27 protein-coding genes and 1 other annotated feature are annotated in these 26,521 nt (G+C 38.9%); of the genes, 19 read left to right on the top strand and 8 right to left on the bottom strand.

Annotation, left to right across the window (positions count from 1 at the left end; translation table 11 throughout):
• Positions 1-5: 5 nt before the first annotated feature.
• From recO to ACI3K6_RS14530, 11 genes are all read left to right on the top strand, one after another.
• Positions 6-758: a DNA repair protein RecO gene (recO, locus tag ACI3K6_RS14580; RefSeq protein WP_335478295.1), complete on the top strand. Its 753-nt coding sequence runs from the start codon at positions 6-8 to the stop codon at positions 756-758.
• 39 nt (positions 759-797) lie between these two features.
• Positions 798-971: a binding site (T-box leader), on the top strand.
• A gap of 78 nt (positions 972-1,049) precedes the next feature.
• Positions 1,050-2,432 carry a glycine--tRNA ligase gene (locus ACI3K6_RS14575; protein ID WP_335478297.1) on the top strand — a complete coding sequence of 461 codons (1,383 nt, stop codon included), beginning with the start codon at positions 1,050-1,052 and terminating at the stop codon, positions 2,430-2,432.
• A 156-nt stretch (positions 2,433-2,588) separates the two neighbouring features.
• Complete coding sequence (locus ACI3K6_RS14570; protein WP_335478299.1) at positions 2,589-3,221, top strand: helix-turn-helix transcriptional regulator; 633 nt, start codon at positions 2,589-2,591, stop codon at positions 3,219-3,221.
• Positions 3,222-3,249: 28 nt separating this feature from the next.
• Positions 3,250-4,059, top strand: coding sequence for a pyruvate, water dikinase regulatory protein (locus tag ACI3K6_RS14565; RefSeq protein WP_335478301.1), 810 nt, complete (start codon positions 3,250-3,252; stop codon positions 4,057-4,059).
• A gap of 367 nt (positions 4,060-4,426) precedes the next feature.
• Positions 4,427-4,882, top strand: a complete 456-nt coding sequence (locus ACI3K6_RS14560; protein WP_435555516.1) for a YaiI/YqxD family protein — start codon at positions 4,427-4,429, stop codon at positions 4,880-4,882.
• 44 nt (positions 4,883-4,926) lie between these two features.
• Positions 4,927-6,735 carry a DNA primase gene (gene dnaG / locus ACI3K6_RS14555; protein ID WP_435555397.1) on the top strand — a complete coding sequence of 603 codons (1,809 nt, stop codon included), beginning with the start codon at positions 4,927-4,929 and terminating at the stop codon, positions 6,733-6,735.
• A 41-nt stretch (positions 6,736-6,776) separates the two neighbouring features.
• Positions 6,777-7,919, top strand: coding sequence for an RNA polymerase sigma factor RpoD (gene rpoD, locus ACI3K6_RS14550; protein ID WP_335478305.1), 1,143 nt, complete (start codon positions 6,777-6,779; stop codon positions 7,917-7,919).
• A 309-nt stretch (positions 7,920-8,228) separates the two neighbouring features.
• Positions 8,229-9,368 carry an acyl-CoA dehydrogenase family protein gene (locus ACI3K6_RS14545; protein ID WP_435555396.1) on the top strand — a complete coding sequence of 380 codons (1,140 nt, stop codon included), beginning with the start codon at positions 8,229-8,231 and terminating at the stop codon, positions 9,366-9,368.
• Between the two features lie 190 nt (positions 9,369-9,558).
• Positions 9,559-9,924 carry a cytochrome c550 gene (cccA, locus tag ACI3K6_RS14540; protein WP_335478309.1) on the top strand — a complete coding sequence of 122 codons (366 nt, stop codon included), beginning with the start codon at positions 9,559-9,561 and terminating at the stop codon, positions 9,922-9,924.
• Between the two features lie 81 nt (positions 9,925-10,005).
• Positions 10,006-10,725: a tRNA (adenine(22)-N(1))-methyltransferase gene (locus tag ACI3K6_RS14535; protein WP_435555395.1), complete on the top strand. Its 720-nt coding sequence runs from the start codon at positions 10,006-10,008 to the stop codon at positions 10,723-10,725.
• On the top strand, positions 10,712-11,827 hold the full coding sequence (locus ACI3K6_RS14530) for a Nif3-like dinuclear metal center hexameric protein (RefSeq protein WP_435555394.1): 1,116 nt from the start codon (positions 10,712-10,714) through the stop codon (positions 11,825-11,827). Before ACI3K6_RS14535 ends, ACI3K6_RS14530 begins: the two co-directional genes overlap by 14 nt.
• A 25-nt stretch (positions 11,828-11,852) precedes the next feature.
• On the opposite strand, the gene ACI3K6_RS14525 is transcribed toward ACI3K6_RS14530, so the two are convergent.
• Positions 11,853-12,797 carry a 4-hydroxy-3-methylbut-2-enyl diphosphate reductase gene (locus ACI3K6_RS14525; RefSeq protein ID WP_435555393.1) on the bottom strand — a complete coding sequence of 315 codons (945 nt, stop codon included), beginning with the start codon at positions 12,795-12,797 and terminating at the stop codon, positions 11,853-11,855.
• A 150-nt stretch (positions 12,798-12,947) separates the two neighbouring features.
• Complete coding sequence (gene vrrA / locus ACI3K6_RS14520) at positions 12,948-13,667, bottom strand: VrrA/YqfQ family protein (RefSeq protein WP_435555392.1); 720 nt, start codon at positions 13,665-13,667, stop codon at positions 12,948-12,950.
• 261 nt (positions 13,668-13,928) lie between these two features.
• On the opposite strand from vrrA, the gene ACI3K6_RS14515 reads away from it, so the two are divergent.
• Together ACI3K6_RS14515 and ACI3K6_RS14510 are read left to right on the top strand one after the other, a co-directional pair.
• Positions 13,929-15,236, top strand: a complete 1,308-nt coding sequence (locus ACI3K6_RS14515) for a DEAD/DEAH box helicase (protein WP_435555391.1) — start codon at positions 13,929-13,931, stop codon at positions 15,234-15,236.
• A gap of 22 nt (positions 15,237-15,258) precedes the next feature.
• Entirely contained in the window at positions 15,259-16,155 is an 897-nt protein-coding gene (locus ACI3K6_RS14510) for a deoxyribonuclease IV (protein ID WP_435555390.1), read from the top strand.
• A gap of 35 nt (positions 16,156-16,190) precedes the next feature.
• Here ACI3K6_RS14510 and ACI3K6_RS14505 read toward each other — a convergent pair whose 3' ends face one another.
• Entirely contained in the window at positions 16,191-16,448 is a 258-nt protein-coding gene (locus ACI3K6_RS14505; RefSeq protein WP_435555389.1) for a DUF2624 domain-containing protein, read from the bottom strand.
• A 159-nt stretch (positions 16,449-16,607) separates the two neighbouring features.
• On the opposite strand from ACI3K6_RS14505, the gene ACI3K6_RS14500 reads away from it, so the two are divergent.
• The 3 genes from ACI3K6_RS14500 to ACI3K6_RS14490 are packed head-to-tail and all read left to right on the top strand — an operon-like array spanning position 16,608 to position 18,649.
• Positions 16,608-17,387 (top strand): metal ABC transporter ATP-binding protein, encoded by a 780-nt coding sequence (locus ACI3K6_RS14500; RefSeq protein WP_335482537.1) that lies wholly within the window; start codon positions 16,608-16,610, stop codon positions 17,385-17,387.
• Complete coding sequence (locus ACI3K6_RS14495; protein ID WP_435555388.1) at positions 17,384-18,223, top strand: metal ABC transporter permease; 840 nt, start codon at positions 17,384-17,386, stop codon at positions 18,221-18,223. The genes ACI3K6_RS14500 and ACI3K6_RS14495 overlap by 4 nt, the downstream gene beginning before the upstream one ends.
• A gap of 12 nt (positions 18,224-18,235) precedes the next feature.
• Positions 18,236-18,649: a Fur family transcriptional regulator gene (locus ACI3K6_RS14490; RefSeq protein WP_435555387.1), complete on the top strand. Its 414-nt coding sequence runs from the start codon at positions 18,236-18,238 to the stop codon at positions 18,647-18,649.
• A 283-nt stretch (positions 18,650-18,932) separates the two neighbouring features.
• Here the strand turns inward: ACI3K6_RS14490 and ACI3K6_RS14485 are convergent, their stop codons facing one another.
• A complete protein-coding gene (locus ACI3K6_RS14485; protein ID WP_335481162.1) occupies positions 18,933-19,535 on the bottom strand; it encodes a hypothetical protein in 603 nt (200 codons plus the stop codon).
• 329 nt (positions 19,536-19,864) lie between these two features.
• On the opposite strand from ACI3K6_RS14485, the gene ACI3K6_RS14480 reads away from it, so the two are divergent.
• A complete protein-coding gene (locus tag ACI3K6_RS14480; protein WP_435555515.1) occupies positions 19,865-20,194 on the top strand; it encodes a hypothetical protein in 330 nt (109 codons plus the stop codon).
• Between the two features lie 52 nt (positions 20,195-20,246).
• Here the strand turns inward: ACI3K6_RS14480 and ispG are convergent, their stop codons facing one another.
• From ispG to ACI3K6_RS14460, 4 genes are all read right to left on the bottom strand, one after another.
• Positions 20,247-21,359 carry a flavodoxin-dependent (E)-4-hydroxy-3-methylbut-2-enyl-diphosphate synthase gene (gene ispG / locus ACI3K6_RS14475; protein ID WP_335481164.1) on the bottom strand — a complete coding sequence of 371 codons (1,113 nt, stop codon included), beginning with the start codon at positions 21,357-21,359 and terminating at the stop codon, positions 20,247-20,249.
• Positions 21,360-21,458: 99 nt separating this feature from the next.
• Positions 21,459-21,794 (bottom strand): hypothetical protein, encoded by a 336-nt coding sequence (locus ACI3K6_RS14470; protein WP_335481166.1) that lies wholly within the window; start codon positions 21,792-21,794, stop codon positions 21,459-21,461.
• A gap of 94 nt (positions 21,795-21,888) precedes the next feature.
• Positions 21,889-22,662 (bottom strand): DUF1189 domain-containing protein, encoded by a 774-nt coding sequence (locus ACI3K6_RS14465; protein WP_435555386.1) that lies wholly within the window; start codon positions 22,660-22,662, stop codon positions 21,889-21,891.
• Positions 22,663-22,759: 97 nt separating this feature from the next.
• On the bottom strand, positions 22,760-23,455 hold the full coding sequence (locus tag ACI3K6_RS14460) for a Crp/Fnr family transcriptional regulator (protein WP_335481170.1): 696 nt from the start codon (positions 23,453-23,455) through the stop codon (positions 22,760-22,762).
• Between the two features lie 369 nt (positions 23,456-23,824).
• Here ACI3K6_RS14460 and ACI3K6_RS14455 point away from each other — a divergent pair, with 369 nt between their 5' ends.
• Entirely contained in the window at positions 23,825-24,433 is a 609-nt protein-coding gene (locus ACI3K6_RS14455) for a superoxide dismutase (protein WP_335481172.1), read from the top strand.
• 422 nt (positions 24,434-24,855) lie between these two features.
• Positions 24,856-26,073 carry an MFS transporter gene (locus ACI3K6_RS14450; RefSeq protein WP_435555384.1) on the top strand — a complete coding sequence of 406 codons (1,218 nt, stop codon included), beginning with the start codon at positions 24,856-24,858 and terminating at the stop codon, positions 26,071-26,073.
• The last annotated feature ends 448 nt before the right edge of the window (positions 26,074-26,521 follow it).

The following is a 26,521-nucleotide window of genomic DNA, read 5'->3' as shown; positions in this document are numbered from 1 at the left end:
CATTTATGCTTCAAAAATGTGAAGGCATTGTCATTAGAACGACTGATTATGGTGAAACCAATAAAATCGTTACTTTATTTACGCGAGAGTGGGGAAAGATTGGGGTTATGGCCAGAGGGGCCAAGAAGCCAAATAGCCGACTTTCCTCTATCTCTCAAATGTTTACCTATGGATACTTCCTCATTCAACGAGGAACGGGCCTGGGCGGATTACAACAGGGTGAAATTATTTCTTCCTTCCGCCATATCGGAGAGGATATCTTTTTAACGGCCTATGCAAGCTATGTGATTGAGTTAACGGATAAATGTACTGAGGAGAAAAAGGCCAATCCTTTCCATTTCGAACTACTTTATCAAACACTCAATTACATGAATGAAGGCTATGATCCTGATATCCTGATGAATATTTATGAAATGAAAATGATGAATTTGTTAGGGTTATATCCTGTTTTAAACCAATGCGCCGTTTGTGGAAGTACTGACGGACATTTCTCTTTTTCCATCAGGGAAGGCGGATTTATTTGCCATCGTTGTTTGGAAAAGGATCCTTATCATATGAAACTTCTACCTTCAACAGTTAAATTATTACGGCTATTTTATTATTTTGATCTTTCAAGGTTGGGTAATATTTCTGTAAAGGAAGAGACCAAGGAAGAACTTAAAAAAGTTATTAGCACGTACTATGAGGAATACTCTGGATTACATCTTAAAACCAAGAAATTTTTAGATTCGATGGCCCAATTTAAAAATCTGAGTTGACAAATATTCCGGTTTTGGTTAATATTTTCATTAAAATTAATAATTGCAGTGATGGAAAGTAGTACTTAGACCATTCTATAAAAGCGAACCCGGGATGGTGGAAGCCGGGGTATAGAGTCCTAAGGAAGGCGTTCCTGAGCAATAGTGAACAGGTAAAAGAGGCTGCCATTGGTAGCAAATAGGGTGGAACCGCGGGTAACTCTCGTCCCTATGCAAAATTTTTGCATAGGGATGGGAGTTTTTTATTTTTCCGCAAATCAACCCACAGAAACCAATAAAGGAGTTATGAAAATGAGTGTATCAATGGAACAAATTGTGTCTCATGCTAAGCACAGAGGTTTTATTTTCCCAGGATCTGAAATATACGGCGGTCTCGCTAATACATGGGATTACGGTCCATTAGGGGTCGAATTTAAAAACAACATTAAACAGGCTTGGTGGAAGAAATTCGTCCAGCAATCCCCTTACAACGTAGGCTTGGATGCCGCCATCCTCATGAACCCTAGAACATGGGAAGCATCTGGCCATATCGGCAATTTTAATGACCCAATGATTGATTGTAAAAATTGTAAGGCACGTCATCGCGCCGATAAATTAATTGAGAATGCTCTAGACGAAAAAGGAATCGAAATGGTCGTAGATGGTCTCCCATTTTCAAGAATGGAAGAACTAATCAAAGAACACAATATTGCTTGTCCGGATTGCGGCAGTCATGATTTTACGGGAATCCGTCAATTTAACCTAATGTTTAAAACATTTCAAGGTGTTACAGAAACTAGTGCAAATGAAATCTTTTTACGTCCCGAAACTGCACAAGGCATATTCGTAAACTTTAAAAATGTTCAGCGCACGATGCGGAAAAAACTTCCGTTTGGTATTGCGCAAATCGGTAAAAGTTTCCGTAATGAAATTACCCCGGGTAACTTTACCTTCCGTACAAGAGAATTTGAACAAATGGAGCTTGAGTTTTTCTGTAAGCCAGGTGAAGAACTGAAATGGTTCGATTTTTGGAAGGAATATGCGGAAGAGTGGCTTCATTCATTAGGATTGAAAAAAGAGAATTTAAGACTGCGTGATCACTCCGATGATGAGTTGTCCCATTATAGTAACGCTACAACAGACTTCGAGTACAAATTCCCATTTGGTTGGGGAGAACTTTGGGGCGTAGCTTCTAGGACCGACTACGACTTAAAACAACATATGGAATTCTCTGGTGAGGATTTTAACTATATTGATCCGGAGACAAATGAACGCTATATCCCATATTGTATCGAACCGTCATTGGGTGCAGACCGGGTAACGTTAGCCTTTTTAATAGATGCATATGATGAGGAGCAGCTTGAAGACGGAACTTCCAGGACTGTTATGCATCTCCATCCTGCGTTAGCACCATTTAAAGCGGCAGTACTTCCGTTGTCTAAGAAACTTTCAGATGGTGCGAGAGAAGTGTTTGCTGATTTGGCTCAGCATTTCAATGTGGATTATGATGAGGCAGGCTCAATCGGAAAACGTTACCGCCGCCATGATGAAATTGGGACACCATTCTGTATCACCTATGATTTTGACTCTCAAGAAGATCATATGGTAACCGTTCGTGACCGCGATACAATGGAACAAACCCGACTTCCAATTGCTGAACTAAAGAAATTTATACAAGATAAGATGGCTTTCTAAAAACTATTAGGGTGCGGACCTCCGCACCTTTTGGTATATAGTAAAGGAAGGACGTCACAGCAATTTCATTTCAAATAAAAAAACAATTAGTATATAATATTTTAATAAAAGTATGGCCTTGTAGAGGGATCAGTCTTCAAAGGGCGTAACATAAGGGTGGTGAATACAATAGAACTTACAAAGCGACAGGAGCATATTTTACAGATAGTAAAGGACAATGGACCTATTACAGGTGAACATATTGCGGACAGGCTCAATTTAACTAGAGCTACCCTTAGACCTGATTTGGCGATCCTGACCATGGCTGGCTATTTAGATGCTAGACCAAGGGTCGGTTATTTTTATACTGGAAAATCAGGAGCGCAATTACTAACCGAAAATTTGCAGAAAATTTACGTCAAAGACTACCAGTCAATTCCAGTTGTCGTTAATGATAATGTTTCCGCCTACGATGCAATCTGTACGATGTTTCTTGAAGATGTCGGAACTTTATTTGTCGTGGACCACAATTCACGATTATCCGGAGTCTTATCCCGTAAAGACCTACTAAGGGCCAGCATTGGAAAGCAAGAACTGTCTACAATTCCTGTGAATATTATTATGACAAGAATGCCCAATATCACGATGTGTGAACGGGACGATTTATTAATAGATGTTGCTAAAAAATTGATTGAAAAACAAATTGATGCTTTGCCTATTGTTCGAAAAACCGATGATGGATATGAGGTAATCGGAAGGATTACCAAAACCAATATTGCGAAAGCCTTTGTTGCACTAGGTGATGAATGACAAAAGCTAATAGGAGTGATTACTGAGAATGAGTTCGCCAATTATTTATGTTGTTTCTGATTCAGTAGGCGAAACAGCTGAATTAGTTACCAAAGCAGCTATCAGCCAGTTTAATGGTTCAGGAATGACATTAAAAACCTTCCCATACGCAGAGGATAAAGAGCATATAGATGAAGTCCTTTCATTAGTGTCTCTGGATAAAGGAATGGTTGCTTTTACTCTTGTAAAGCCAGAAATGCGTAAATATATGATGGAAAGAGCAGAGCAGGAAGGCATTCGAGCTGTAGATCTGATTGGGCCAATTATGGATCAGATTGAGGTATTCAGCGGGAAGAAACCCCTTTGCGAACCAGGACTCGTTCGAAAGCTGGATGAAGATTATTTTAAGAAGGTTGAAGCTATAGAGTTTGCTGTAAAGTATGATGATGGTCGTGATCCAAGAGGTTTATTAAAGGCTGATATCGTATTAATCGGGGTTTCTAGAACTTCCAAAACACCTTTATCACAATATTTGGCACATAAACGATTGAAAGTGGCAAATGTCCCACTTGTACCGGAAGTAGATCCGCCTGAGGAACTCTATAAAGTGCCGAGAGAAAAATGTTTTGGTTTAAAAATCAGTCCGGAAAAATTGAATAATATCCGACGTGAAAGACTCATTTCCTTAGGATTAAATGATAAGGCAAGCTACGCCAACATTAATCGCATTAAAGATGAACTGGATTTCTTTGATAAAATTGTTCAGAAAATCAATTGTCCTATTATTGATGTAACTAACAAAGCGGTTGAAGAAACAGCAAATGTGATCCTACATTATATTCAAAAAGGAAGACTGTAGCACATAATCAGTTGAGATTATGTGTTTTTTCTCGACCTTGCCTGAAAAATAAATATAAAAAAGTTATGGCAAAATGGTAATGAATATACTATAATAAAAAATTGTGATAAAAATATAGCTTTTTAGGTTTAGACTTTGATGTGAACGAATAAACTATTTATTGTGAGATGTCAAGGGTACCCTCGAAAAAATATTCGACATAAACCTATTTTGCCTGTATAAACATATAGTTGAGAATTCAATTGATATGGAAGGTTTTAAACTTAATGCAGTAGCGTGCTTTTTTTGTCTGTGAGTTTTTGAATAAATTTAATTGACAAAGAAGGAATATGCGGAGTGATGTAGAATTATTACAAATGTAAAAGACATTCCGACAATTTTTGTCGATGCAGATTCTTGCCCGGTTAAAGAGGAGATTGTCGAAATCGCTTCATCCCATTCTATTCAAGTATTTTTCATCGCTTCCTACGATCATCATATAAATGATAATAGCACTACATACGGATGCTGGAAATACGTTGACACGGGAAAGGAAGCTGCTGATTTGTACATCATGAATCAGGCTGGGAGTGGAGATATCGTCATTACTCAGGATATTGGTCTTGCATCAACATTGTTACCTCGAGGTGTAACTGTGATATCACCAAGAGGGTCTCTCTTTGAGGAAAAAGATATACAAACCGCCCTTGATTTACGATTTTTGCATGCGAAAGCAAGGAAAAAGGGCATGTATGGGAAAGGTCCAAAACCCTTTCAAACTAAGGACCGTATACGATTTCAGACAGAGTTAACAAAAATTTTGTCGAAATTTGCAGGAATTTAGTTATTGTATATCGAATATGTAATCTAAATGGAGTTGTATTTTTCATGGCAAATCGGATTGCCGAAGAAAAAATTGAACAAATTCGTCAGACTGTAGATATTGTAGAAGTCATAGGTGATTTTGTTCAATTAAAAAAACAAGGACGTAATTACTTCGGACTTTGCCCCTTCCATGGAGAAAATAGCCCATCATTTTCAGTATCACCTGATAAACAAATTTTCCATTGCTTTGGTTGTGGGGCAGGCGGAAATGTTTTTACATTCTTAATGGAACTTGAAGGTATTTCATTTCAAGAAGCAGCAATCAAACTTGCTTCAAAAGTAAATATTGACCTTGACATTCAATTTGCTTCCATGCCAAATGAGAAAAAGATTTCCAAAGAGCTGCAAGCTTTCCATGATGCTCATGAGCTGTTGCGTAAATTTTACCATCATTTATTGGTAAACACAAATGAAGGTCAACATGCGTTGGAGTATTTGTTAGGAAGAGGTTTTACAAAGGAATCGATTCAAAAATTTCAAATCGGTTATTCCTTAAATTCCTGGGATTTTGTTTATAAATTCTTAACGAAAAGGGACTTCTCTCCGGAGTGGATGGAAAAGGCCGGGCTGATCATTAAACGAGAAAAAGATGGAACTTATTTTGACCGTTTTAGAGATCGAATTATGTTTCCTATTTTTGACAGACAAGGGAATACGATTGCCTTTTCAGGAAGGACAATGGGTGATGATACACCTAAATATTTAAATAGCCCTGAAACTGCAATCTTTAATAAAAGCAAAATCCTATATAATTACCATCAGGCTAAACCAACTATTAAGAAATTGCAAACTGCTGTGTTATTCGAAGGATTTGCTGATGTAATCGCAGCAGATCGCGCTGGTGTTGAAAATGGCATTGCTACAATGGGAACAGCTCTGACAGATGAGCATATTGCTCTTTTACGCCAGAGTGCCGGGTCCGTAACCATTTGTTATGATTCCGATAACGCAGGGATTGAGGCTGCCTTTCGTGCAGGGAACCATTTATTAGAAGCAGGCTTTCAAATAAAAGTAGCCGTCATGCCAGATGGTTTGGATCCTGACGAATATATTAAACAACATGGCTCAGAACGATTTCGTAATGAAGTAATTGGTGCCAGCTTAACTTGGATGGCATTTAAGTTTCTCTATTTTAGAAGAGGAAAAAATCTTCAAAATGAAGGAGATAGGCTGTCCTATATCGAACAAATAATTAAAGAAATAAGCAAGCTAACAAAAGCTGTGGAAAGGGATCATTATCTTAGGCAGCTTGCAGGTGAGTTTTCACTCTCGTTAGATGCTTTACGGGATCAGCAAAAACAAATTTATTTTGCTGAAAAAAGAAAAGATAATCGGAATGTCCATTCCAACAACAAACCTATTATCATTCCTAAGCAAAGCGTTGATCTAAAGCCCGCTTTTCATACGGCGGAAAGATGTTTAATTGCCCACATGCTTAAGAGTAGGGATGTTGCGTACAAGGTTCAAGATTCATTACAGGGCAGCACTTTCAATGTTGATGAACATCAAGCTATTATGACATATTTATTAGGATTTTATGAAGAACATTTACAACCTGATTCAAGTGCATTTTTATCCTATATCCAAGATGATAATCTTAGAAGAATGGTTGCAAACATTGAAATGATGTCCATTAATGATGAACTAAGTGATCAGGAATTATCTGATTATCTCAAACAGGTGTTGAATCACAAAAAGTTGTTAAAAATAAAGGAAAAAGAAGCAGAGCTTAAGGAAGCAGAACGACAAAGTGATTTCAGTAAAGCTGCCGCTATTGGAATTGAAATTTATCAATTGCGTAAATCGCTTTAATTTTGTGGATGAGTCTTTGATTTTTGGAAGGAGGGGGACATATGGCTGCAGAAAAATCAGCCCGTTCAAACGAGGTCGAGAATGAATTGACTCTTGAACAAGTAAAAGACCAATTAACAGAAATGGGTAAAAAAGTCGGCGTCCTTGCCTATGATGATATTGCCGAAAAAATGGCGAATTTTGATTTAGAATCTGATCAAATGGATGAATTTTATGAATTCCTCGGGGATCAGGGGATCGAACTAGTTGGAGATAATGATGACGATGATGATGATGATGATCCAAGCATCAAAGCCCTTTCTAAAGAAGATGAGGAAGAATTTGATTTAAATGATCTAAGTGTTCCTCCTGGGGTGAAGATTAATGACCCAGTGCGTATGTATCTAAAGGAAATCGGCCGTGTAGACCTTCTATCCGCTGAAGATGAGATAGAATTAGCACACCGAATTGAGCAAGGTGATGAGGAAGCAAAGCGACGTTTGGCAGAAGCCAATCTTCGTCTCGTGGTAAGTATTGCGAAGCGTTATGTTGGACGCGGAATGCTGTTTCTTGACTTAATCCAAGAAGGAAATATGGGATTAATAAAGGCAGTTGAAAAATTTGATTACCGAAAAGGTTTTAAATTTAGTACTTATGCGACATGGTGGATTCGTCAGGCGATTACCCGCGCCATTGCCGACCAAGCAAGAACAATACGGATTCCGGTTCACATGGTAGAAACAATAAATAAACTGATTCGTGTCCAGCGACAATTGCTGCAGGATTTAGGGCGCGAACCAACACCGGAAGAAATTGCTGAAGATATGGATCTAACACCTGATAAGGTTAGAGAAATTTTGAAAATTGCTCAAGAACCAGTTTCTCTTGAAACCCCAATTGGTGAGGAAGATGATTCACATCTTGGTGACTTTATTGAAGATCAGGATGCAACATCCCCTTCAGAGCATGCCGCTTATGAGTTATTGAAAGAGCAGCTTGAAGATGTGCTTGATACATTAACTGACCGAGAAGAAAACGTGCTTCGTTTACGCTTTGGACTTGATGATGGACGTACTCGGACTTTAGAAGAGGTTGGGAAAGTTTTTGGTGTTACCCGGGAACGGATTCGCCAAATTGAAGCCAAAGCATTACGCAAATTACGCCATCCTAGCCGTAGTAAACGATTAAAAGATTTTCTTGAATAGAACACTGATATAACTCGCCAATTCGGCGAGTTTTTTTTATGATATTTGAAAAGGCTTTCTACCTTGCTTTTTATTTTACTGAATTATCTCTCACTTTGCAAACGCACTTTATAATGATTTGGATAAAATTACTTTTTCAATAAAGGGCAAATACTCCTTTAAAGCGAATAGAATCTATTTTTTATCATGTGTTTACTATATTACAAAACGAAATATTATTTATAATTTTTAAAATGTTGAGAATTTTATATAAATCCTCTTATAATGGTAAGTGTAAGCGCCTTCAAGATTACGTAAGGGGAGATGCAAATGAATTTTGATTTAACCACTGAACAACTAATGATTAAGAGAACCATTCACGAGTTCGCTGAGGAGGAAGTTGCACCGGGTGCGGTCGATCGTGACAAATCCAAACATTTCCCAATAGAGATTTTTAAGAAGTTAGCTGATTTGGGAATGATGGGGCTCCCATTTCCTGAAGAGTATGGCGGAGGTGGAGCAGATTCAGTCAGTTTTGCCATAGTTGTAGAGGAATTAAGCAGAGTATGCGGGTCCACTGGTATTACATATTCTGCCCATATCTCATTAGGTGGAGCTCCACTACATTTGTTTGGTACAGAAGAACAAAAGCAGAAATATCTTACGCCCATATGTACAGGTGAGTCTTTGGGAGCATTTGGACTCACTGAGCCGAATGCTGGTTCAGATGCAGGGGGAACGATGACGACGGCAACTGAAAAAAATGGGGTATTCGTGATTAACGGAAATAAGTGTTTTATTACCAACGCTAGTTTTGCCAAGCATTTAGCCCTAACTGCTATTACGGGAAAAGTGGATGGAAAGAAAGAGATTAGTGCTATCATTGTCCCTACCGGTTCCCCTGGCTTTACGATTATAGATAATTATGAAAAAATGGGATTGAATTCCTCGAATACGACTGAACTTGTCTTAGAAAGTGTTTCAGTTCCGGCCGCAAATCTTTTGGGAGTACGTGGTAATGGATTTAAGCAATTTTTAGTAACACTTGATGGGGGAAGAATCGGCATAGGTGCTATGGCGGTTGGGATTGCTCAAGGTGCTTTTGAGAAGGCACTCTCCTATTCAAAGGAACGCAAACAGTTTGGCAAAAGCCTCTCTTCCTTTCAAGCTATTCAATTTAAACTAGCGGATATGGCATTAAAGATTGAATTGGCCCGAAATATGGTCTATAAAGCAGCATGGCTGAAGGACCAAGGTAGACCGTTTTCAAAAGAAGCAGCCATGTGCAAACTGTATGCTTCAGAAATGTGCATGGAAGTAACCTCCCAGGCTGTACAGATCCATGGTGGGTATGGCTATATGAAGGAGTATCATGTTGAAAGAATGATGCGAGACGCTAAACTATTGGAAATCGGAGAAGGAACATCGGAAGTCCAGCGGATGGTGATCTCCCGGCTGATTGTTAATTAAATATTGGGAAATAATAAGGAGAGGCTATCATTTTGCCTCTTCTTTCATGTAGACTCTTCCCTTTAATAAAAAGATTATAGTGATAAAAGGATGATTAGGGCTTTTCCTTCTGTGTTTTTTCAAGTAAAATAATAGGTGTTTGTATTTTATTTAGGTTTTAATGATATACGTACATAAGGGAGGTAATGGTATGAAGCGAAATCCGGTTATTCCTTTCGTTTTGATCATGGTTTTTGGAATCGTTTTAATGTTTGTTCTTTCGTTCAAAGGCCTTGGCGATTCGAAAGAAATTGCAAAGGATAATGGAAAAGACGGTGGCGAAAAGACAGAGGTTGCTGCTTCTAATCCGGAGGATATTTATAAATCTACATGTATTGGCTGTCATGGCGACCAGTATCAAGGGGGAGTTGGTCCGTCACTTAAAGGCATTGGCTCTAAATTGTCAAAAGACCAAATTAAGGAAGTCATTACCAAAGGTAGAGGTAATATGCCGCCAAACATGGTTTCTGCAGAAAATGCCGATAAAATGGCAGATTGGGTATCAAAAATTAAGTAATTTTTTAATGGGTCCTTTGCATCTGTAAAGGACCTTTTATATTATTAGTACATACAAATTGATTAAAGAGTGGTGTAGGTTTTGAATACAAATCAATTATCAGCCCGTCTATCAGTGGTGGCAAAATATGTGCCACAGGAGTATAGAGTTGCAGATATCGGCTCAGATCACGCTTATTTACCTTGTTACCTGGTGAAGAATGTTGGAATCCCCTTTGCCGTTGCTGGAGAAGTAGCTCTAGGTCCTTTTCAGTCCGCTGAACGTAACGTTATTTCAGAAGGACTCTCAGAAAAGATATCAGTTAGGATGGGGGACGGCCTAGAGGTGATCCAACCCGGGGATGTGGATTGTATTACGATTGCAGGTATGGGCGGAGCGTTAATTACATCCATTTTGGAAAATGGAAAAGATAAGCTTGCTTCTATAAAAAGACTGATCTTACAACCAAATATAGGTGCCCATTCTATTCGAAGCTGGTTTATTGAAAACGGGTGGGAGCTTAAAGCAGAAGAAATTATCGAGGAAGATGGAAAAATATATGAAATCATCGTCGGAGAAAAAGGCGATGTAAAAAGGCCGTATGGTGATAATGTTGAACAACAACTCCTAATGGGCCCCATTTTACTTGAAAATCAAAACGATGCGTTTCAAAAAAAATGGTCGGCAGAATTAAGCAATTGGCAGCGGGTTATCAAGCAGTTGAATCAGGCCGCGCAAACTCCAGAAACTCAAGACAAAAAGAATGAAATATTAGCGAAAATGAATTTGGTTGAGGAGGCATTAAAATATGAAAACTCCTAATGGTCATGAAATCATTCAGTTATTTGAAAGGTTTTCTCCTAAGGAATTAGCTATGGAAGGCGATAAAATTGGTCTGCAAATTGGTCGTTTAAATAAAAAAATAGATCGCGTCATGATTACTCTAGATGTTTTGGAAAATGTAATCGATGAGGCTATTGAAAAAAATGTACAGCTAATAATTGCTCATCATCCACCCATTTTTCGTCCGCTTAAAAATATTGTTACGGATACGACACAAGGAAGAATGATTGAAAAATTATTAAAGCATGATATCGCGGTTTATGCTGCCCATACCAATCTTGACGTGGCAAAAGGGGGCGTTAATGATTGGCTAGCGGAGGCACTGGGACTTAAAGATACAGAGGTGCTGGTACCAACATTTGATACTAAACTAAAAAAGCTAGTTGTTTTTGTACCAACGAGCCATGCGGAGGACGTTAGAAGGGCTCTTGGGGATGCAGGGGCAGGATTTATAGGTAATTACAGTCATTGTTCTTTTTCTGCCAACGGAACAGGCAGGTTTGTGCCAGGGGAAGACACCGACCCTTACATCGGAAAAGCAGGGAGTTTTGAAGAAGTCGATGAGATCCGCATTGAAACAATCGTGCCGGAACCATTAGTAAAGAAAACAGTCACAGCCATGATCAAGGCCCACCCGTATGAAGAAGTTGCCTACGATATTTATTCCCTCGACAACAAAGGGGAATCACTTGGATTGGGAAGAATAGGAACTGTACCTGAAACAACTTTAGGTGAATTTGCGGAATTTGTAAAAACGGCTCTTGAAGTGGATCGGGTTCGAGTGGTTGGAGACTTGAATGATAAGGTTAAAAAGGTAGCTGTATTAGGTGGAGATGGAAATAAATACTTCTCTCATGCCAAATTTAAGGGGGCTGATGTGTATATAACAGGGGATATTTATTATCACACAGCTCACGATGCAATGATGCAGGGCCTAAATATGATTGACCCAGGACATAATGTGGAAAAAGTTATGAAAAAAGGGTTAACAAGCACTTTGCAGCATTTATGTGCAGATGCTGGTTTTGCCGTTGAGATATTCCCTTCAGAAGAAAATACCAACCCGTTTCAATATATATAAAAGAAAACCGGTCTTCGGACCGGTTTTATGCTTCTTTCTTTACTTTCGGAAGAATTTTATTTAATGGTACATGTTTTCGGCGTTCCCAAGTTGCTTCATTGTTGGGATCGAACTTTTCTAGGAATGTAATAACTTCCTTTGTAATCGGTGTGGGTGTAGAAGCACCAGCTGTAACAGCAACTGTTTTAGCATTTTTAATCCAGTTAATTTCCAGCTCGCTAATATCAGCAATCCGATAGGCCTTTGTTCCGGCAATTTCCTCGGATACCTGTGCTAATCGATTGGAGTTGTTACTCTTTGGATCACCGACAACAATCGTAACGTCTGCTTGTTTCGCCTGTTCCGCTACAGCTTCCTGGCGTATTTGGGTAGCATGGCAAATTTCATTATAAACCTCGACATGAGGATATTTTTCTTGAACCTTTTCCATTGTATCGGCTACATCCCATTGACTCATCGTGGTTTGGTTGGTCACAATTAGTTTGTCATAATCAAGATTCAGCGCCTCAACATCAGCAGGCGTTTCCACCAGATGAACCATCCCTGGTGCGACACCAAGTGCTCCTTCTGGCTCAGGGTGTCCTTTTTTACCAATATAGATGGTTTGATATCCCTCTGCCGCTTTTTCATGAATTAAATCATGCGTTCTCGTTACATCAGGGCAGGTTGCATCAATGGCCACAAGTCCCTTCTTTTTGGCAATCTCTCTAACTTCGGGAGAAATGCCGTGCGCAGTAAATATAACCGTACCTTTTTCAACCTTTTCTAAGATATCCAAACGGTTTTTTCCGTCTAGAGTAATGATTCCTTCTTCCTCAAATGCATCAGTAACATGTTTATTGTGAACGATCATCCCTAAAATATAGATGGGACGTGGTAATGTTTTATCTAAAGCCGCATTTCTTGCGATTACCATGGCGTCGACTACACCATAGCAATAGCCGCGTGGTGAAATTTTGATTATTTCCATTTAAACGATCCTCCTATACGGCATGGTTTACTAGATTCTTTATTTATTATATAAGACTATTAGATAGATTACAAAGATACATTTTTCCTGTGATATTGTGTGGTATTGGTAGGAAAATAAAAAAGAATGCTGATTTTCAGCATTCATCCCTTAAATATATAATTTTGGTACAGACGATCCTTTTGGGGGTTGCTGTCTTGGTTTTGAAGTGTGGGAAGTTGAGGTTGTCAAAGCAGATTGAGTAGTTCTGTTACCGCTTTTTCGTGCAGTTCGTTTTCTTGTTGTTGTTTTTTTCGTACTTGACGATTCCACCGCTGACTCCTTGCTATTAGTTGCAGAGTCATCTGGTGCATTTTTCAGCCCTCGGTAGAGCTTCCATAAACCGGGTAGGTTTTTAACAATTGGTCCATATTGCTGAATCATAGGGCCGATGGTTTGTGCTGTTTTTAATACTTGTTGGGTGTTATTAAGGATACCAGACAGTCCGCTTGGATTAGATAAGGATTGAAGTAATCCGCCACCTGCTGCTCTGCCGGCTCCTTGCATGCCCATTAAACCGCTGCCAGGCGCTCCCATTGGATTACCTCTCCCAAGTAGTCTTGAGAGTAGTCCTCCACCGCCTCTGCCTAGTTGCTGACCTCCCATCATTCCACCGAATGGGTTCCCTTGACCGCCCATCATCGGAGCTCTTCCTCCAAACATGCCGGGGGCTGACCCCATCATGGATCTTCCGCCACCAAATAATCCCCCGGCACCTGGTCCCATTGTGGGCATTCCACCTCCAAACATGCTCTGTCCAGCACCCATCATTGGGCTTCCACCGCCAAATGGCATTCCTCCCTGTATCGGGAACATTGGTCTAGGTTGCATGTTTATGACCTCCTCTCCTTTAAGAATTTTTTTCAAACATTTCACTGTTACCCTCTTGGTTTACAATATGCATTTACCCCCATTTGGTTTTAGGTATTCTGCACATAAACTGTTTAAACATGGTTTAAAAATTCATATTAAGTAAAATATGATAATAAAGAGTAATGCTGGAACTTTGCCAGGAACTCTACTATAATTACATGATGGAATAGAAAGTGTAAGAAAATAAAATTATTATTGTTTAATATGAGGAGTAAATACATGAAAGAAAATCATTTTAATCGTTTTGAATTTCAGGATTTTATAAATGAAACAATTGAGAAATTAGGATTTCACCAACCAACAGAAATCCAAGAAAAGATGATTCCGCTTGTTTTAAAAGGAGAAAGTGCCATTGGTCAGTCTCAGACAGGAACTGGGAAGACGTTAGCCTATGTTTTGCCTATACTTGAAAAAATTCGTCCTGAACGTCAGGAAGTCCAAGCTGTCATTGCAGCTCCGACCAGGGAGTTGGCTACGCAAATTTATCAGCAAATTGTAAAGTTTACTGAACAAAATCCATCTATAATGGCTAAATTGTATGTTGGAGGGACCGACAAGCAGAGAACAATTGATAAATTAAAGATACAGCCGCATATTGTTGTTGGAACTCCTGGGAGAATTTATGACTTAATCAACGATCAGGCACTATTTATTCATACAGGTAGTATTCTTGTCGTGGATGAGGCCGATATGATGCTCGATATGGGCTTTATAGAAGATGTTGACCGAATGGCTTCCAGAATGCCTGAGAACCTGCAAATGCTGGTGTTTTCTGCAACGATTCCAGAGAAGCTAAGACCTTTTTTAAAAAAATATATGGAAAACCCGAAAGTAATTGAGATTGAGCCAAAACGGAAATCGGCAGAGAACCTCGTCCATTATCTGTTGCCTTCCAGACATCGTAATAAGAAAGAGCTTGTCCACGATGCTTTAATCGCCTACAATCCTTATTTGGCCATTGTTTTTACAAATACGAAAAAAATGGCTGAAGAAGTGGCCAACTTTTTAAATGAAAAAGGGCTAAAGGTTGGCCGCGTTCATGGGGATTTACCGCCTAGAGAACGAAAAAAAATGATGAAACAAATTCAGGAATTAGAGTTTCAATATATTGTGGCGACCGATTTAGCTTCTCGGGGCATTGATATTGAAGGAGTCAGTCATGTGATTAACTACGAGCTTCCATCAGATTTGGATTTTTATATTCACAGGGTTGGGAGAACGGCACGGGCCGGTTATGACGGAATGGCGCTGACGATTTATGATTTGTCAGATGAAGTGCTACTCAATCGTCTTGAAAAAATGGGAATCCAATTTAAAAATGTTGATTTAAAAAATGGTGAATTTATAGAATTGGATGATCGCAATCGCAGAAAGACCCGGGTTAGACAAGAAGATGAAACAGATAAAATGGTAAAATCCATTATACAAAAACCTAAAAAGGTAAAGCCTGGTTATAAAAAGAAAATGCAAACAGAAATTGATAAGGTCAAGAAGCGTCAGCGACGATTAAATCAAAAAAAGAAATAATCAACAGGCAGGAGAGGAACAAATGTTAAAGATAGGATCACACGTGTCTATGAGCGGAAAAGGTATGCTGTTAGCAGCAAGCCAAGAGGCAGTTTCATACGGTGCGAATACCTTTATGATTTATACTGGCGCTCCGCAAAATACGAGAAGGAAGAAAATCGAAGATCTTAATATTGAGGCAGGGAGACTGCATATGGAGGAAAACGGAATCACTGAGATTGTGGTTCATGCTCCATATATTATTAATATCGGAAACACGGAGAATCCGGCTACATTTGAATTAGGTGTCCGCTTCCTTACCTCTGAAATTGAACGGACAGAAGCAATCGGTGCCAAACAAATAGTTTTGCATCCCGGTGCTCATGTTGGTGCAGGTGCAGAGGCTGGAATTAAAAAGATCATTGAAGGCTTAAATGAAGTATTAACAGGTGATGAGAAAGTTCAAATTGCCTTAGAAACTATGGCAGGAAAGGGTTCGGAGTGCGGGCGATCATTTGAAGAAATCGCGATGATTATCGAAGGTGTCACTCATAATGAAAAGCTTTCTGTTTGTTTTGATACATGTCATACCCATGATGCGGGATATGATATTGTTGGGGATTTTGACGGAGTTTTAAATGAGTTTGACAAAATTGTCGGTTTAGATCGTTTAAAAGTTCTGCACATCAATGACAGTAAGAATGAGGCTGGAGCGAGAAAAGACCGTCACGAAAATATAGGTTTTGGACATATCGGTTTTAAAGCATTAAATTATGTTGTTCACCATCCGCAATTGATGGACGTTCCTAAAATATTAGAAACGCCATTTGTGGGTGAAGACAAAAATAATAAAAAGGCACCATATAAACACGAAATTGCGATGCTGCGTAATCAAGAATTTGATGATAACTTGCTGGAGAAAATTACCCAGTCATTATAAAAACAAAAGCTGTGCTCCGTGCACAGCTTTTGTTTTTATTGCTTTACCAGCTCAGTAAACAGTTTATTTACATCTCTGGCGATTTGCGGGCCGGCAGCTTTGGCAATTTCTCGAATGAGTGTTGCCCGTTGTCCATCATCAAAAATATTAATATTTTTACCTCTTAAGTATTCTGCGATTTTTTTGGCTTGCTGGCGATTTACAGTAATGTTAAATTGGTTGGCGTATTTTATCAATTCCTCAGCAGTGATGGTATTAATTTTGTGATTAATAATATTTTCGAAAATCTTCACCAGAATCCCTCCCCATTGCTAATGTATGAATTTCATAAGGGAGTGTTACAAAGGACAAAGATATAATTGAATCCTAGTGCTTTACATTCAAATAGGGGTATTGTATACTACTAAAAGTTAAATCGGAATGATTCTTAAAATTAAAGGTGAGAATGCCGTATGTCATCTGCTATCGAAATAAAACAGTTATCTTATCGGTATGAGAAAGAAACTGTACTTGAAAATATCAACTTAAATGTACCGGAGGGATCTTTTCTGGCAATTGTGGGGCCAAATGGATCCGGAAAGTCCACTCTACTTAAACTGATTTTAGGCTTGTTAAAAGCACAAAAAGGGGAAATTAATCTCTTTGGTAAGGAAATCAGTAAATTCAAGGATTGGGAGCATATTGGTTATGTTTCCCAAAAGGCTAATTCTTTTAATACTGGGTTTCCTGCTTCTGTTTTTGAAGTGGTTGCCAGTGGATTAACGAAAAAACTGGGTATGTTCCACTCTTTCAAAAAGGAATATACACCAATAGTCCTGTCCGCTCTAGAAGCAGTGGGAATGAAGGGTTTTCGCAATCGAAACATCGGAGAGCTGTCAGGGGGACAGCAACAAAGGGTATTTATCGCCAGAGCTTTAGTCAGTGATCCAAAACTGCTCATTCTTGATGAGCCGACAGTAGGGGTGGATGCTGAAAATGTAAATGCTTTTTATGAGATGCTCAACGATTTAAATAAACTTAGAGGGATTACCTTATTATTGGTTACACACGATATTGGAGCTGTAACAGAAAAGGTAACGCATGTTGCCTGCTTGAATAAACATTTGTATTTTCATGGGGACACACATGAATTTGAGCAAATGAGGATGGAGGACATGTCAAAGGCGTATGGGTATGATGTGCAATTCCTTACCCATCACCATGAACATGAGCATGGGGGCGTACTAAAATGATTCAGGGAATACTACATTATGAGTTTCTGCAAAATGCATTCCTGACCGGAATCCTGATTGGTTTCCTTGCCCCATTATTAGGTGTGTTTATTGTAGTAAGAAGACTTTCTTTAATAGCTGATGCATTGAGCCATGTTACGCTCGCTGGTATTGCCGCCAGTTTACTGCTGCAGCGTAATTTCGGCCTTCCTTGGCTGAATCCACTTTATATGGGGATGGTGTTTTCAGTAGGGGGCTCCTTGTTTATTGAAAAATTAAGAAGTGTTTATAAACATTATCAGGAATTGGCTATTCCGATTATTCTCTCAAGCGGGATAGGGTTAGGCGTCATTTTTATTTCCTTGGCCAAAGGATTTAATGTTGATTTATTCAGCTATTTATTTGGAAGTGTATCTGCTGTTAGTCGTACTGACCTATTAGTAGTGTTCATCATCGGCATTTTGGTGGTTACCTTAATTGTTTTATTATATAAGGAATTATTTATTTTATCGTTTGATGAAGAATACGCAAAAGCGTCAGGCATTCCTGCCAAGAGTGTACATTTTATTTTTATCATCATGGTTGCACTTGTCATTGCCGCTTCCATGCGCATTGTCGGAATTTTATTGGTTTCTTCGCTAATGACTCTGCCAGTGGCGGCGAGTATCAGGATTGCCAAAGGGTTTAAGCAAACAATTCTATTTTCAGTGATTTTCGGTGAAGTTTCTGTTCTGGGAGGGTTAACAACAGCCTACTATTTGGATTTGGCTCCCGGCGGTACGATTGTAATGCTGTCTGTTCTTATTTTAATATTAACGATTTTATCTAAAAAAATGATGATGAAAAAAGAAATCTAGGCGGTGAGACAAGTGAACGTAGCAGAAGCCCTGCAATATTTGAAAGAAAGTGGTTTTAAACTTACCGGAAAACGAGAGGATATGCTGCATTTGTTTGCCGATAGTGATAAATATTTAACGGCAAAAGACGTGTTGGATCAGCTAAAGGATGATTATCCTGGTTTAAGCTTTGACACCATTTATCGAAATTTGGCATTGTTTGTCAACATGGGGATTCTAGAAATGACTGAACTCTCGGGGGAAAAACATTTCCGCTTTACCTGTTCGAGGCATCATCACCATCATCATTTTATTTGCATGGTCTGCGGAAAAACAAAAGAAATTGAAACTTGTCCCATGGATGGCTTATCCGAAAATTTAAAGGGGTATGATATCTCAGGACATAAATTTGAAATCTACGGGCGCTGTCCTGAATGTGTTCTTTAATAAAGGCTCGTTAAACCTGTCTGTTGATTTCCGCTCCAGGTGCTTCGCTTTCCGTGGGCGTTTCGGCAAGCCTCCTCGGCGCTTGCGCCTGCGGGGTCTCTCCAGAACCGTACTCCCACAGGACATTGATTTTCTTCCTAGAATTTGCCCACGCACGAAGGAAATGTGTTAGCATTTTCGAGGAGTCTTCGCACCTTCCGCTCCAATCAACAGAGTGTAAAAAATTAACACTGTTCTTTAACACAGCCTTAATAAAAAAAACAGCTTGCGCAAGCTGTTTTTTTTAATAGGCTGAGAAAACGATCTCATCCTTATTAGATGTTTCTGTTAGCCATTTGTTTACCCATTTCTGAGCTTCGTTCCAATTGTTTACCCGAATGACTCCATTAGGTATGGGATCTTGATTATATGGTGTATCAAATAAGATAACGGGAATATGACATTCTTCATGAATCATTACAGCATTGTCGTGTTTATCCTCAAAAAAGATATCAATTTTCTGTTTTTTTACTGTTTCAATTTTATCGTGTGAACCAATAAGCTCGATTCCGTTAAACGTAATCCCATGTTGGACAAGCCAATTTCGGGTTACATGAAGTAAATGGGGAGACCGTGCACTGATAAAATACAGTTCATGATCATCTTTCCATTTATTTAAAATAGGCAAGACTCCCTCAGCTGGGGGGGATTCCCGATAGATAGTGGGTTCATTATCAGTGAACCATTTAGAAAATACTTGTTCAGGGACTTTAACAAAGGGCATTAAATCGTATTGATCCACATCTTCATAAGCAATATTCATATTAAATGCTTTATTAATAAACGGTAAAATGGATTTTGGACATGTCACTGTACCGTCAATATCAAGGCCAAATCTTTTTTTCATGTTTTTAGCTCACTTTCAACATCCGATTACATTCTTATTTATTTTACCAAAGAAAGAACAGCATTAAAGTATTTATTTTAAAGAAAATCTTTTCGGAAATTGAAATGATTACCTAGTAGAGACAAACATTGACATAGTAAAAAACGTCTGACAGCAAACAATATTAATGCTCCTAGAATAGAAAGTGAGGGATTCTGATGGCAGATGAACGAAACACGAAGGTGAATGAAGCTCTGACTCAATCCTCGAACTATAAGGAAGAAACGGCTGCTGAACTTGGCGTTGCAGTTCCAACAAGAGCAGCAGTTAATAGGAATCCAGATGCGCAAATTGGTGCGTCTGTTCCGATAAATTCAGCAGCTCATCGCGAAGAAACAGCTGCCGAAATAGCTGCGCCCGTTCCGATTATCCGTGACAAAAACAACCAGAACGCAAAAGGAAACAGAACAGAAAAAGCTGCAGGTGGGACGGGTCTTGGGACCGTTGCCTTAGTTCTTTCCATTCTTTCTTTATTTGTATTACCGATCCTCTTTGGTGCGGCCGGCATTATCTTAGGATTTGTGGTCAAAAGAAGAGGGGCAGAGGGACTTGGTGCCTGGGCAATTGGAATTGGTGCTGTATCGATTATCATCGGTATATTCATTCTTCCGTTCTTTTAATATAGGGGCAAAAGGAAAACCCGGTTATTATAACCGGGTTTCTTCCTGTTTATTATTTATTGGCAAGCTGTTCTTCTTCTGCTTTTTTTCTAAAATATTCTTCCGCAACCTGGTCGATTTCTTTTTTCAATTCTTCTACCATTTGGTCTTCAGGAACTTTACGGACGATTTGACCTTTCCTGAATAACAAGCCTTCTCCGCGTGCTCCTGCGATCCCAATATCGGCTTCACGTGCCTCACCGGGTCCATTAACAGCACAGCCTAATACAGATACTTTTATTGGCGCTTTTATATTTTGAATATACTCTTCCACTTCGTTGGCAATACTGATAAGATCAATCTCGATTCGGCCACATGTTGGGCATGAGATAAGGGTGGCTGCATTCGAAGAGAGTCCAAACACTTTTAACAATTCACGTGCTACTTTTACTTCTTCAACAGGATCGGCACTCAATGACACACGCACCGTGTTTCCAATTCCTTTACTAATAATAGCACCTAATCCTGCGGCGCTTTTGACAGTGCCGGAGAACAATGTTCCAGATTCAGTAATGCCCAAATGCAACGGATAGTCAAAGGCCTGTGCCGCTTTTTCGTATGCTTCAATGGCTAAATTTACATCTGAGGCTTTCATGGAAACGATAATGTTGTGAAAATCAAGATCCTCTAGAATTTTAATATGATGCAGTGCACTCTCAACCATTCCATCCGCTGTTGGGTAGCCGTACTTATCAAGAATTCGCTTTTCAAGCGAGCCAGCGTTGACACCAATTCGGATAGGGATCCCGCGTTCTTTAGCTGCTTTTACAACAGCTTCCACTTTTTCGCGTTTTCCAATATTCCCTGGATTGATTCTAATTTTATCAGCTCCACCTTCAATTGCTTTAAGAGCTAATTTATAATCAAAGTGAATATCAACAACCAGCGGAATGTTGATTCTTTTTTTTATTTCAGAGATGGCATTAGCAGCCCGCTCATCTGGACAAGCGACGCGGACAATTTGGCAGCCTGCTTCTTCTAGCCGTTTAATTTCTGCCACGGTTGCTTCAACATCATGTGTTTTGGTTGTGGTCATACTTTGAATGATGATTTCATTATTGCCGCCAATGGTTAAGTTTCCAACTTTAATTGGACGGGTTTTGGTACGATGTATAATTTCACTCACGTGTGATTCGCTCCTTTAGGTGGATTCCAACCTAATATTAACAATTCGACATAATTGTATCAGTCCGTTGCTGTTTTTGACAAGAATAAGGTTTCTTCCTTATTCTGAGTAATCAGGGAAATGATAGGTAGCACCGATTTTAATTTTTTCGGGTGATTCACCTGGGTTTAAGGCTTGAAAATCCACGATTAAGTCATTGATGGATACCGGGAGAGGTTTTCCTAATTGGTGCTCTACAATGGACATAACGGTTTCACCAGGTTTGACTTTTTCCTCAAAGAAAGGAATTTTCGTTTGTGGTTTTGTAACTGAACTTGTCTCGATATTCACAGTCTTTTGGGTAGTTGTGGCAGAAGGGAGCGTTCCAACAGTTAAATCAAAATAAATCACATATATGACTAAAATGGCTAACAATACACCAAGTAATTTCTTCATTGGACAAGCCCCCAAAATGGAATGTTTGTACATTCGTATGCTTGTCCATTTTTAAATAGAACTAAAATCAAAAAAAAAAGCATCCAATGGATGCTTAATCAATTCTCTTAGGTGCGGGAACTTCTTTAATGGCTAAAAGTAAAACGATGATGATGACCAACCAATTGATCATAAAGCTGTTTGGAACTGTGGTTTTTAGAGCAGCCATAATAGTGAAAAATATGGTCGGTAAGGTTTCACTATAAGCAGCAATTCTCCATAAGTGACGATATGTCAGGTTCCTTCCAAGTAAATTCTTTACTAGTAAGCCGACCAATGCCAGTACTGAAACTTCAATGAAACTGGCAGCACTTGAGAATAAATAAATGAAAATAGAGATGACTGGGATAATAATCCCTTTAACCCCATCAACGGAGTCAATGAGATCAATCAAATCCTTTTTTGTGATATCTAGACCTTCCATCATCGAATATGGATAGGTTTCGCTTTGTCCGCCCGCGGATACAACAAATTGATCTTTTAATAGAGCGAAAGAGTTTCCTTCACCTGCTACATCAGATTCATCTACAGCGCCAGTAGGATCAAGAAAAAACGTGAAATCCTCTTTCCTTATGGTTATAGGCACATTTGTTTTTGCGGAAAGCACGCCGTTTTTAATCGAAAAATTCGGCGTTTCATCGTTAACAAACGATCTGGCAGAATCCAATCCCGATGATAAGGCTGTACTAAAGTAAACAATGGAGGGTAAAACAGAAATAAAGGTTAAAAAGAATACATATAAAATTGTTTTTCCTATTCCCTGGAAACGGAATAGGGCAATATCCTTAGGAGAATAGATACTTTTAATAAGTTGCTTAAAAATATTCATAATGACCACCTTCATATAGATTCACCCTCTATTGTAGCCTTTGTAATAGGTATTTTACAAGAAAGACTATGAAAAAAGCCTCCTAAACGGAGACCTCTTAATTTAATCCACATATTTCAGATGAACAATTTTGGCAATCGACTGAATGCTTTAGATAATTAATATTTTTAATCGTAAATTTTTGATTATCGTAGGAAATAATGTCTTTTTCCCGTAATTCTTTTAGCGCTCGTTGGATGACCTCTCTCGTCCCGTAGGTAAGATTAGCTAATTCCTGATGGGTTAATGGCAAATCAATCAAAATTCCTTCCTCAGTGATAATTCCATAAGAATTACACAATCGAATAAGGATTGAGTATAGGCCACCCTTTTTGCCATTCATTATTAGGTCCTGACACTTCATTTGTGCCTTTAGGTATCCGGTCGATAACCAAGAAGCTAGGGCACTCATGGCTTCGGGATCAGTCGAGATAAAGTTTTCAAATTCCTCCCGCTTAATTTGAATAATCTCGCAATCCGATAGGGTTTTTGCGTAAAACTGATATCGAGGGTTTGCTTTAAATAATTGGTATTCCACAATCAATTCACGATTATGAACGATTTTTAAAATAAAATCCTTCCCTCGCAAATGAACACGGCCTAATGCGATACTGCCCTTAAGTAATAAATAAATATACTCCGCAGGGTCTTTTTCTTGAAATAGAACGGAACCGGCTTTTATTTTTTGTATAGGTTCTGTTTTTTGAAAAAAGTGATGTATTAAATGATAGATTGAAAAGCCGCTTTTCTGCATATATATGCCACTCCTTATTACCCTTCTAATTCGATTAAAAAAGATTACATACCCCATGTCAATATAGGTTTTACAATAAATGGAAGGTTTTGATAGTGAGTATGACATAAATCGTTGACAGAACGCTCTTTTGTTATTCATGACAATTTTTCGAAAAATAAAAAAGACGCCGAAACAAAATGAAAACAAGTGGTTTAAAGGTAATAAAATCGGGTATTTTATGTAAGGTGGCTTGAGCAATTTATTTGAAACAGCTTACTATCTTTGGTATCTTTTAATTGCAGTACTTTAGCTATTTGTACATAAAATTGTTAGAATTTATGTATAGACTAAAGTAAAAAAATAATTGTTACATAGGAGGAATTTATCATGGCATTCGAATTACCGAAATTACCTTATGCAGAAAACGCACTAGAACCTCATATTGACCAACAAACCATGAATATTCACCATACTAGACACCATAACACATATGTTACAAACCTAAACGCAGCGTTAGCAGGAAACGAAGAATTGCTTTCTAAATCTGTAGAGGAAGTAATCGCTAACTTAGATGCTGTTCCTGAATCTGCACGTACTGCCGTTCGTAACAATGGTGGCGGACATGCAAACCACTCTTTATTCTGGACTATTCTTTCTCCAAATGGCGGCGGTGCACCAACTGGTGAGCTTGCTGATGCCATTAACAATAAATTCGGCAGCTTCGAAAGCTTCAAAGAAGAGTTTGCAAAAGCGGCTACTACACGCTTTGGTTCTGGCTGGGCATGGTTATCCGTGAACAATGGTGAATTAGAAGTAACTAGCACTCCAAATCAAGACTCTCCTTTAATGGAAGGCAAAACACCGATCCTTGGACTTGATGTTTGGGAGCATGCTTACTACCTAAAATATCAAAACAAGCGTCCTGACTACATCGGAGCATTCTGGAACGTAGTAAACTGGGACGAAGTAGCACGTCGTTATAACGAAGCAAAATAATTAATCAGTACTGACTAAAAAGGGTGTTTGTTGACTCTTTTTTAGTCAGTTTTTTTTGAATCGAGTGTTACTGCTTTTTTTCATTCAGTTGATTGGAGCGGAAGGCACGTAGACTCCTCGAAAATGCTAACGCATTTCCTTCGTGCGATGGCGAATTCTAGGGAGAAAATCAATGTCCTATGGGATTACGGGGCAGGGGAGACCCCGCAGTCGCTTCAGCGACGAGGAGGCTCCCCGGAACGCCCACGGAAAGCGAAGTGCCTGGAGCGGAAAGCAACAGACTAATATAAAGACCCTTTCAAAAAAATGGGTGTGACCTAAAGAGTGTTTTTAGGACACACCTTTTCGTTTTCTGAAAAGTATTTGAATAAGAACAGTGTGTTTTACAAAAACTACCTCTTAAGAAAAAGGGGAGTTTTTTTATGCCAAAGAAATTTAAGCTTTTAGGGGATGTAGAACTTACAAGGGATTTAACACTGCTTTTGATGATTGGAGGATTATATTCACTGAGTGTCGCTCTTTCCAATACGTTTGTTAACATTTATTTGTGGAAGCAGACAGGGAAATACTCAGATTTGGCTTTATATAACCTCGCCATTGTTATTCTTCAACCGTTAACCTTTATTTTAGCCGGCAGATGGGCAAAGAAAATTGATCGGGTTATTGTCCTACGAATCGGTGTCATTTTTTTGGCTTTGTTTTATTTAACGGTGTTAATGACTGGATCCAAGGCAGCAACCTATTTATTGTTGCTAGGAGGACTTTTAGGGATCGGTTACGGATTCTATTGGCTGGCCTATAATGTTTTAACCTTTGAAATTACAGAACCTGAAACACGAGATTTTTTTAATGGGTTTTTGGGTATTTTATCTTCTCTTGGAGGGATGATTGGTCCAATTGCTGCGGGAATTATCATTACCCGGTTTGAAAAATTTGCCGGCTATACGATTGTGTTTGGTATCTCCCTTGGACTTTTCGCGTTGGCAGTATTCTTGAGTTTTTCTTTAAAACCAAGGCCAGCACAGGGAAAATACTGTTTCAGACGAATTCTTGAAGAACGAAAGCAAAATGAAAATTGGCGTCTTGTGACGAATGCCCACTTTTTTCAAGGCTTAAGAGAAGGGACTTTCCTATTTGTCATTTCCGTATTCGTCTATATTTCAACAGGGAGCGAGATGGCATTAGGAACGTTTGGACTGTTGAATTCGGGTATTTCATTTGTTGCTTATTATTTTGCATCAAGAATGATTAAAAAAAGTTTTCGAAAAAAAGCCATTCTTATCGGGGGAATACTTCTGTATGCCGCAGTCATCTTGATCGTGTGGGAAGTGACCTATACAAAATTGCTGATTTATGCAGGAATCATTGCGATTGCCTACCCGTTATTGCTGGTCCCCTATATGTCAACAACCTATGATGTAATTGGAGTGGGCTGGAAAGCAGCAGAAATGCGTATTGAATATATTGTGGTGAGAGAAATCTTTTTAAATATTGGTCGAATTGTTTCAATTTTAGCCTTTCTTACTGCCATAACCTTATTTAATGAAGAAAAGAGCATTCCAATCTTACTGCTACTGTTGGGAGCAGGTCATACGTTAATCTATTTATTTATAAGAAGGGTACAACTTCCTGTTACTTGAGGTGATGAGTATTAAAACTCGTCGCCTTTTATTATTTTTGCAAGTATTGTAAATAGAGTCCCTTAAGACAAAGTATACGGTAGTGACGTTTGATTGAACGGGTCTCAACCTCGGACAAGGAAGAGCAAGAAAAGCAAGATTGTGTCCGAAGTCAAAGTAACTTTGGACAAGGAGGAGTCAAAAAAGCAAGATGGTGTCCGAAGCCGAAGTAACTTTGGACAAGGAGGAGTCAAAAAAGCAAGATTGTGTCCGAAGTCGAAGTAACTTTGGACAAGGAGGAGTCAAAAAAGCAAGATGGTGTCCGAAGTCGAGGTAACTTTGGACAAGGAGGAGTCAAAAAAGCAAGATTGTGTCCGAAGTCAAAGTAACTTTGGACAAGGAGGAGTCAAAAAAGCAAGATGGTGTCCGAAGTCAAAGTAACTTTGGACAAGGAGGAGTCAAAAAAGCA

The sequence above is a fragment of the Neobacillus solisequens genome (assembly GCF_051233465.1).
Lineage (GTDB): Bacteria > Bacillota > Bacilli > Bacillales > Cytobacillaceae > Neobacillus.
This window is presented reverse-complemented; position numbering and strand designations above follow the sequence as displayed.

Bases quoted from the DNA above. Each gene is read 5' to 3' on its own strand.
- vrrA (WP_435555392.1), bottom strand. From the start codon at position 13,667: ATGCAACCTAGACCAATGTTCCCGATACAGGGAGGAATGCCATTTGGC.
- ACI3K6_RS14465 (WP_435555386.1), bottom strand. From the start codon at position 22,662: ATGAATATTTTTAAGCAACTTATTAAAAGTATCTATTCTCCTAAGGAT.
- dnaG (WP_435555397.1), top strand. From the start codon at position 4,927: ATGGCAAATCGGATTGCCGAAGAAAAAATTGAACAAATTCGTCAGACT.
- ACI3K6_RS14470 (WP_335481166.1), bottom strand. From the start codon at position 21,794: ATGAAGAAATTACTTGGTGTATTGTTAGCCATTTTAGTCATATATGTG.
- ACI3K6_RS14545 (WP_435555396.1), top strand. From the start codon at position 8,229: ATGAATTTTGATTTAACCACTGAACAACTAATGATTAAGAGAACCATT.
- rpoD (WP_335478305.1), top strand. From the start codon at position 6,777: ATGGCTGCAGAAAAATCAGCCCGTTCAAACGAGGTCGAGAATGAATTG.
- recO (WP_335478295.1), top strand. From the start codon at position 6: ATGCTTCAAAAATGTGAAGGCATTGTCATTAGAACGACTGATTATGGT.
- ACI3K6_RS14575 (WP_335478297.1), top strand. From the start codon at position 1,050: ATGAGTGTATCAATGGAACAAATTGTGTCTCATGCTAAGCACAGAGGT.
- ACI3K6_RS14495 (WP_435555388.1), top strand. From the start codon at position 17,384: ATGATTCAGGGAATACTACATTATGAGTTTCTGCAAAATGCATTCCTG.
- ACI3K6_RS14500 (WP_335482537.1), top strand. From the start codon at position 16,608: ATGTCATCTGCTATCGAAATAAAACAGTTATCTTATCGGTATGAGAAA.
- ACI3K6_RS14525 (WP_435555393.1), bottom strand. From the start codon at position 12,797: ATGGAAATAATCAAAATTTCACCACGCGGCTATTGCTATGGTGTAGTC.
- cccA (WP_335478309.1), top strand. From the start codon at position 9,559: ATGAAGCGAAATCCGGTTATTCCTTTCGTTTTGATCATGGTTTTTGGA.
- ACI3K6_RS14510 (WP_435555390.1), top strand. From the start codon at position 15,259: ATGTTAAAGATAGGATCACACGTGTCTATGAGCGGAAAAGGTATGCTG.
- ACI3K6_RS14450 (WP_435555384.1), top strand. From the start codon at position 24,856: ATGCCAAAGAAATTTAAGCTTTTAGGGGATGTAGAACTTACAAGGGAT.
- ACI3K6_RS14530 (WP_435555394.1), top strand. From the start codon at position 10,712: ATGAAAACTCCTAATGGTCATGAAATCATTCAGTTATTTGAAAGGTTT.
- ACI3K6_RS14515 (WP_435555391.1), top strand. From the start codon at position 13,929: ATGAAAGAAAATCATTTTAATCGTTTTGAATTTCAGGATTTTATAAAT.
- ACI3K6_RS14455 (WP_335481172.1), top strand. From the start codon at position 23,825: ATGGCATTCGAATTACCGAAATTACCTTATGCAGAAAACGCACTAGAA.
- ACI3K6_RS14485 (WP_335481162.1), bottom strand. From the start codon at position 19,535: ATGAAAAAAAGATTTGGCCTTGATATTGACGGTACAGTGACATGTCCA.
- ACI3K6_RS14565 (WP_335478301.1), top strand. From the start codon at position 3,250: ATGAGTTCGCCAATTATTTATGTTGTTTCTGATTCAGTAGGCGAAACA.
- ACI3K6_RS14460 (WP_335481170.1), bottom strand. From the start codon at position 23,455: ATGCAGAAAAGCGGCTTTTCAATCTATCATTTAATACATCACTTTTTT.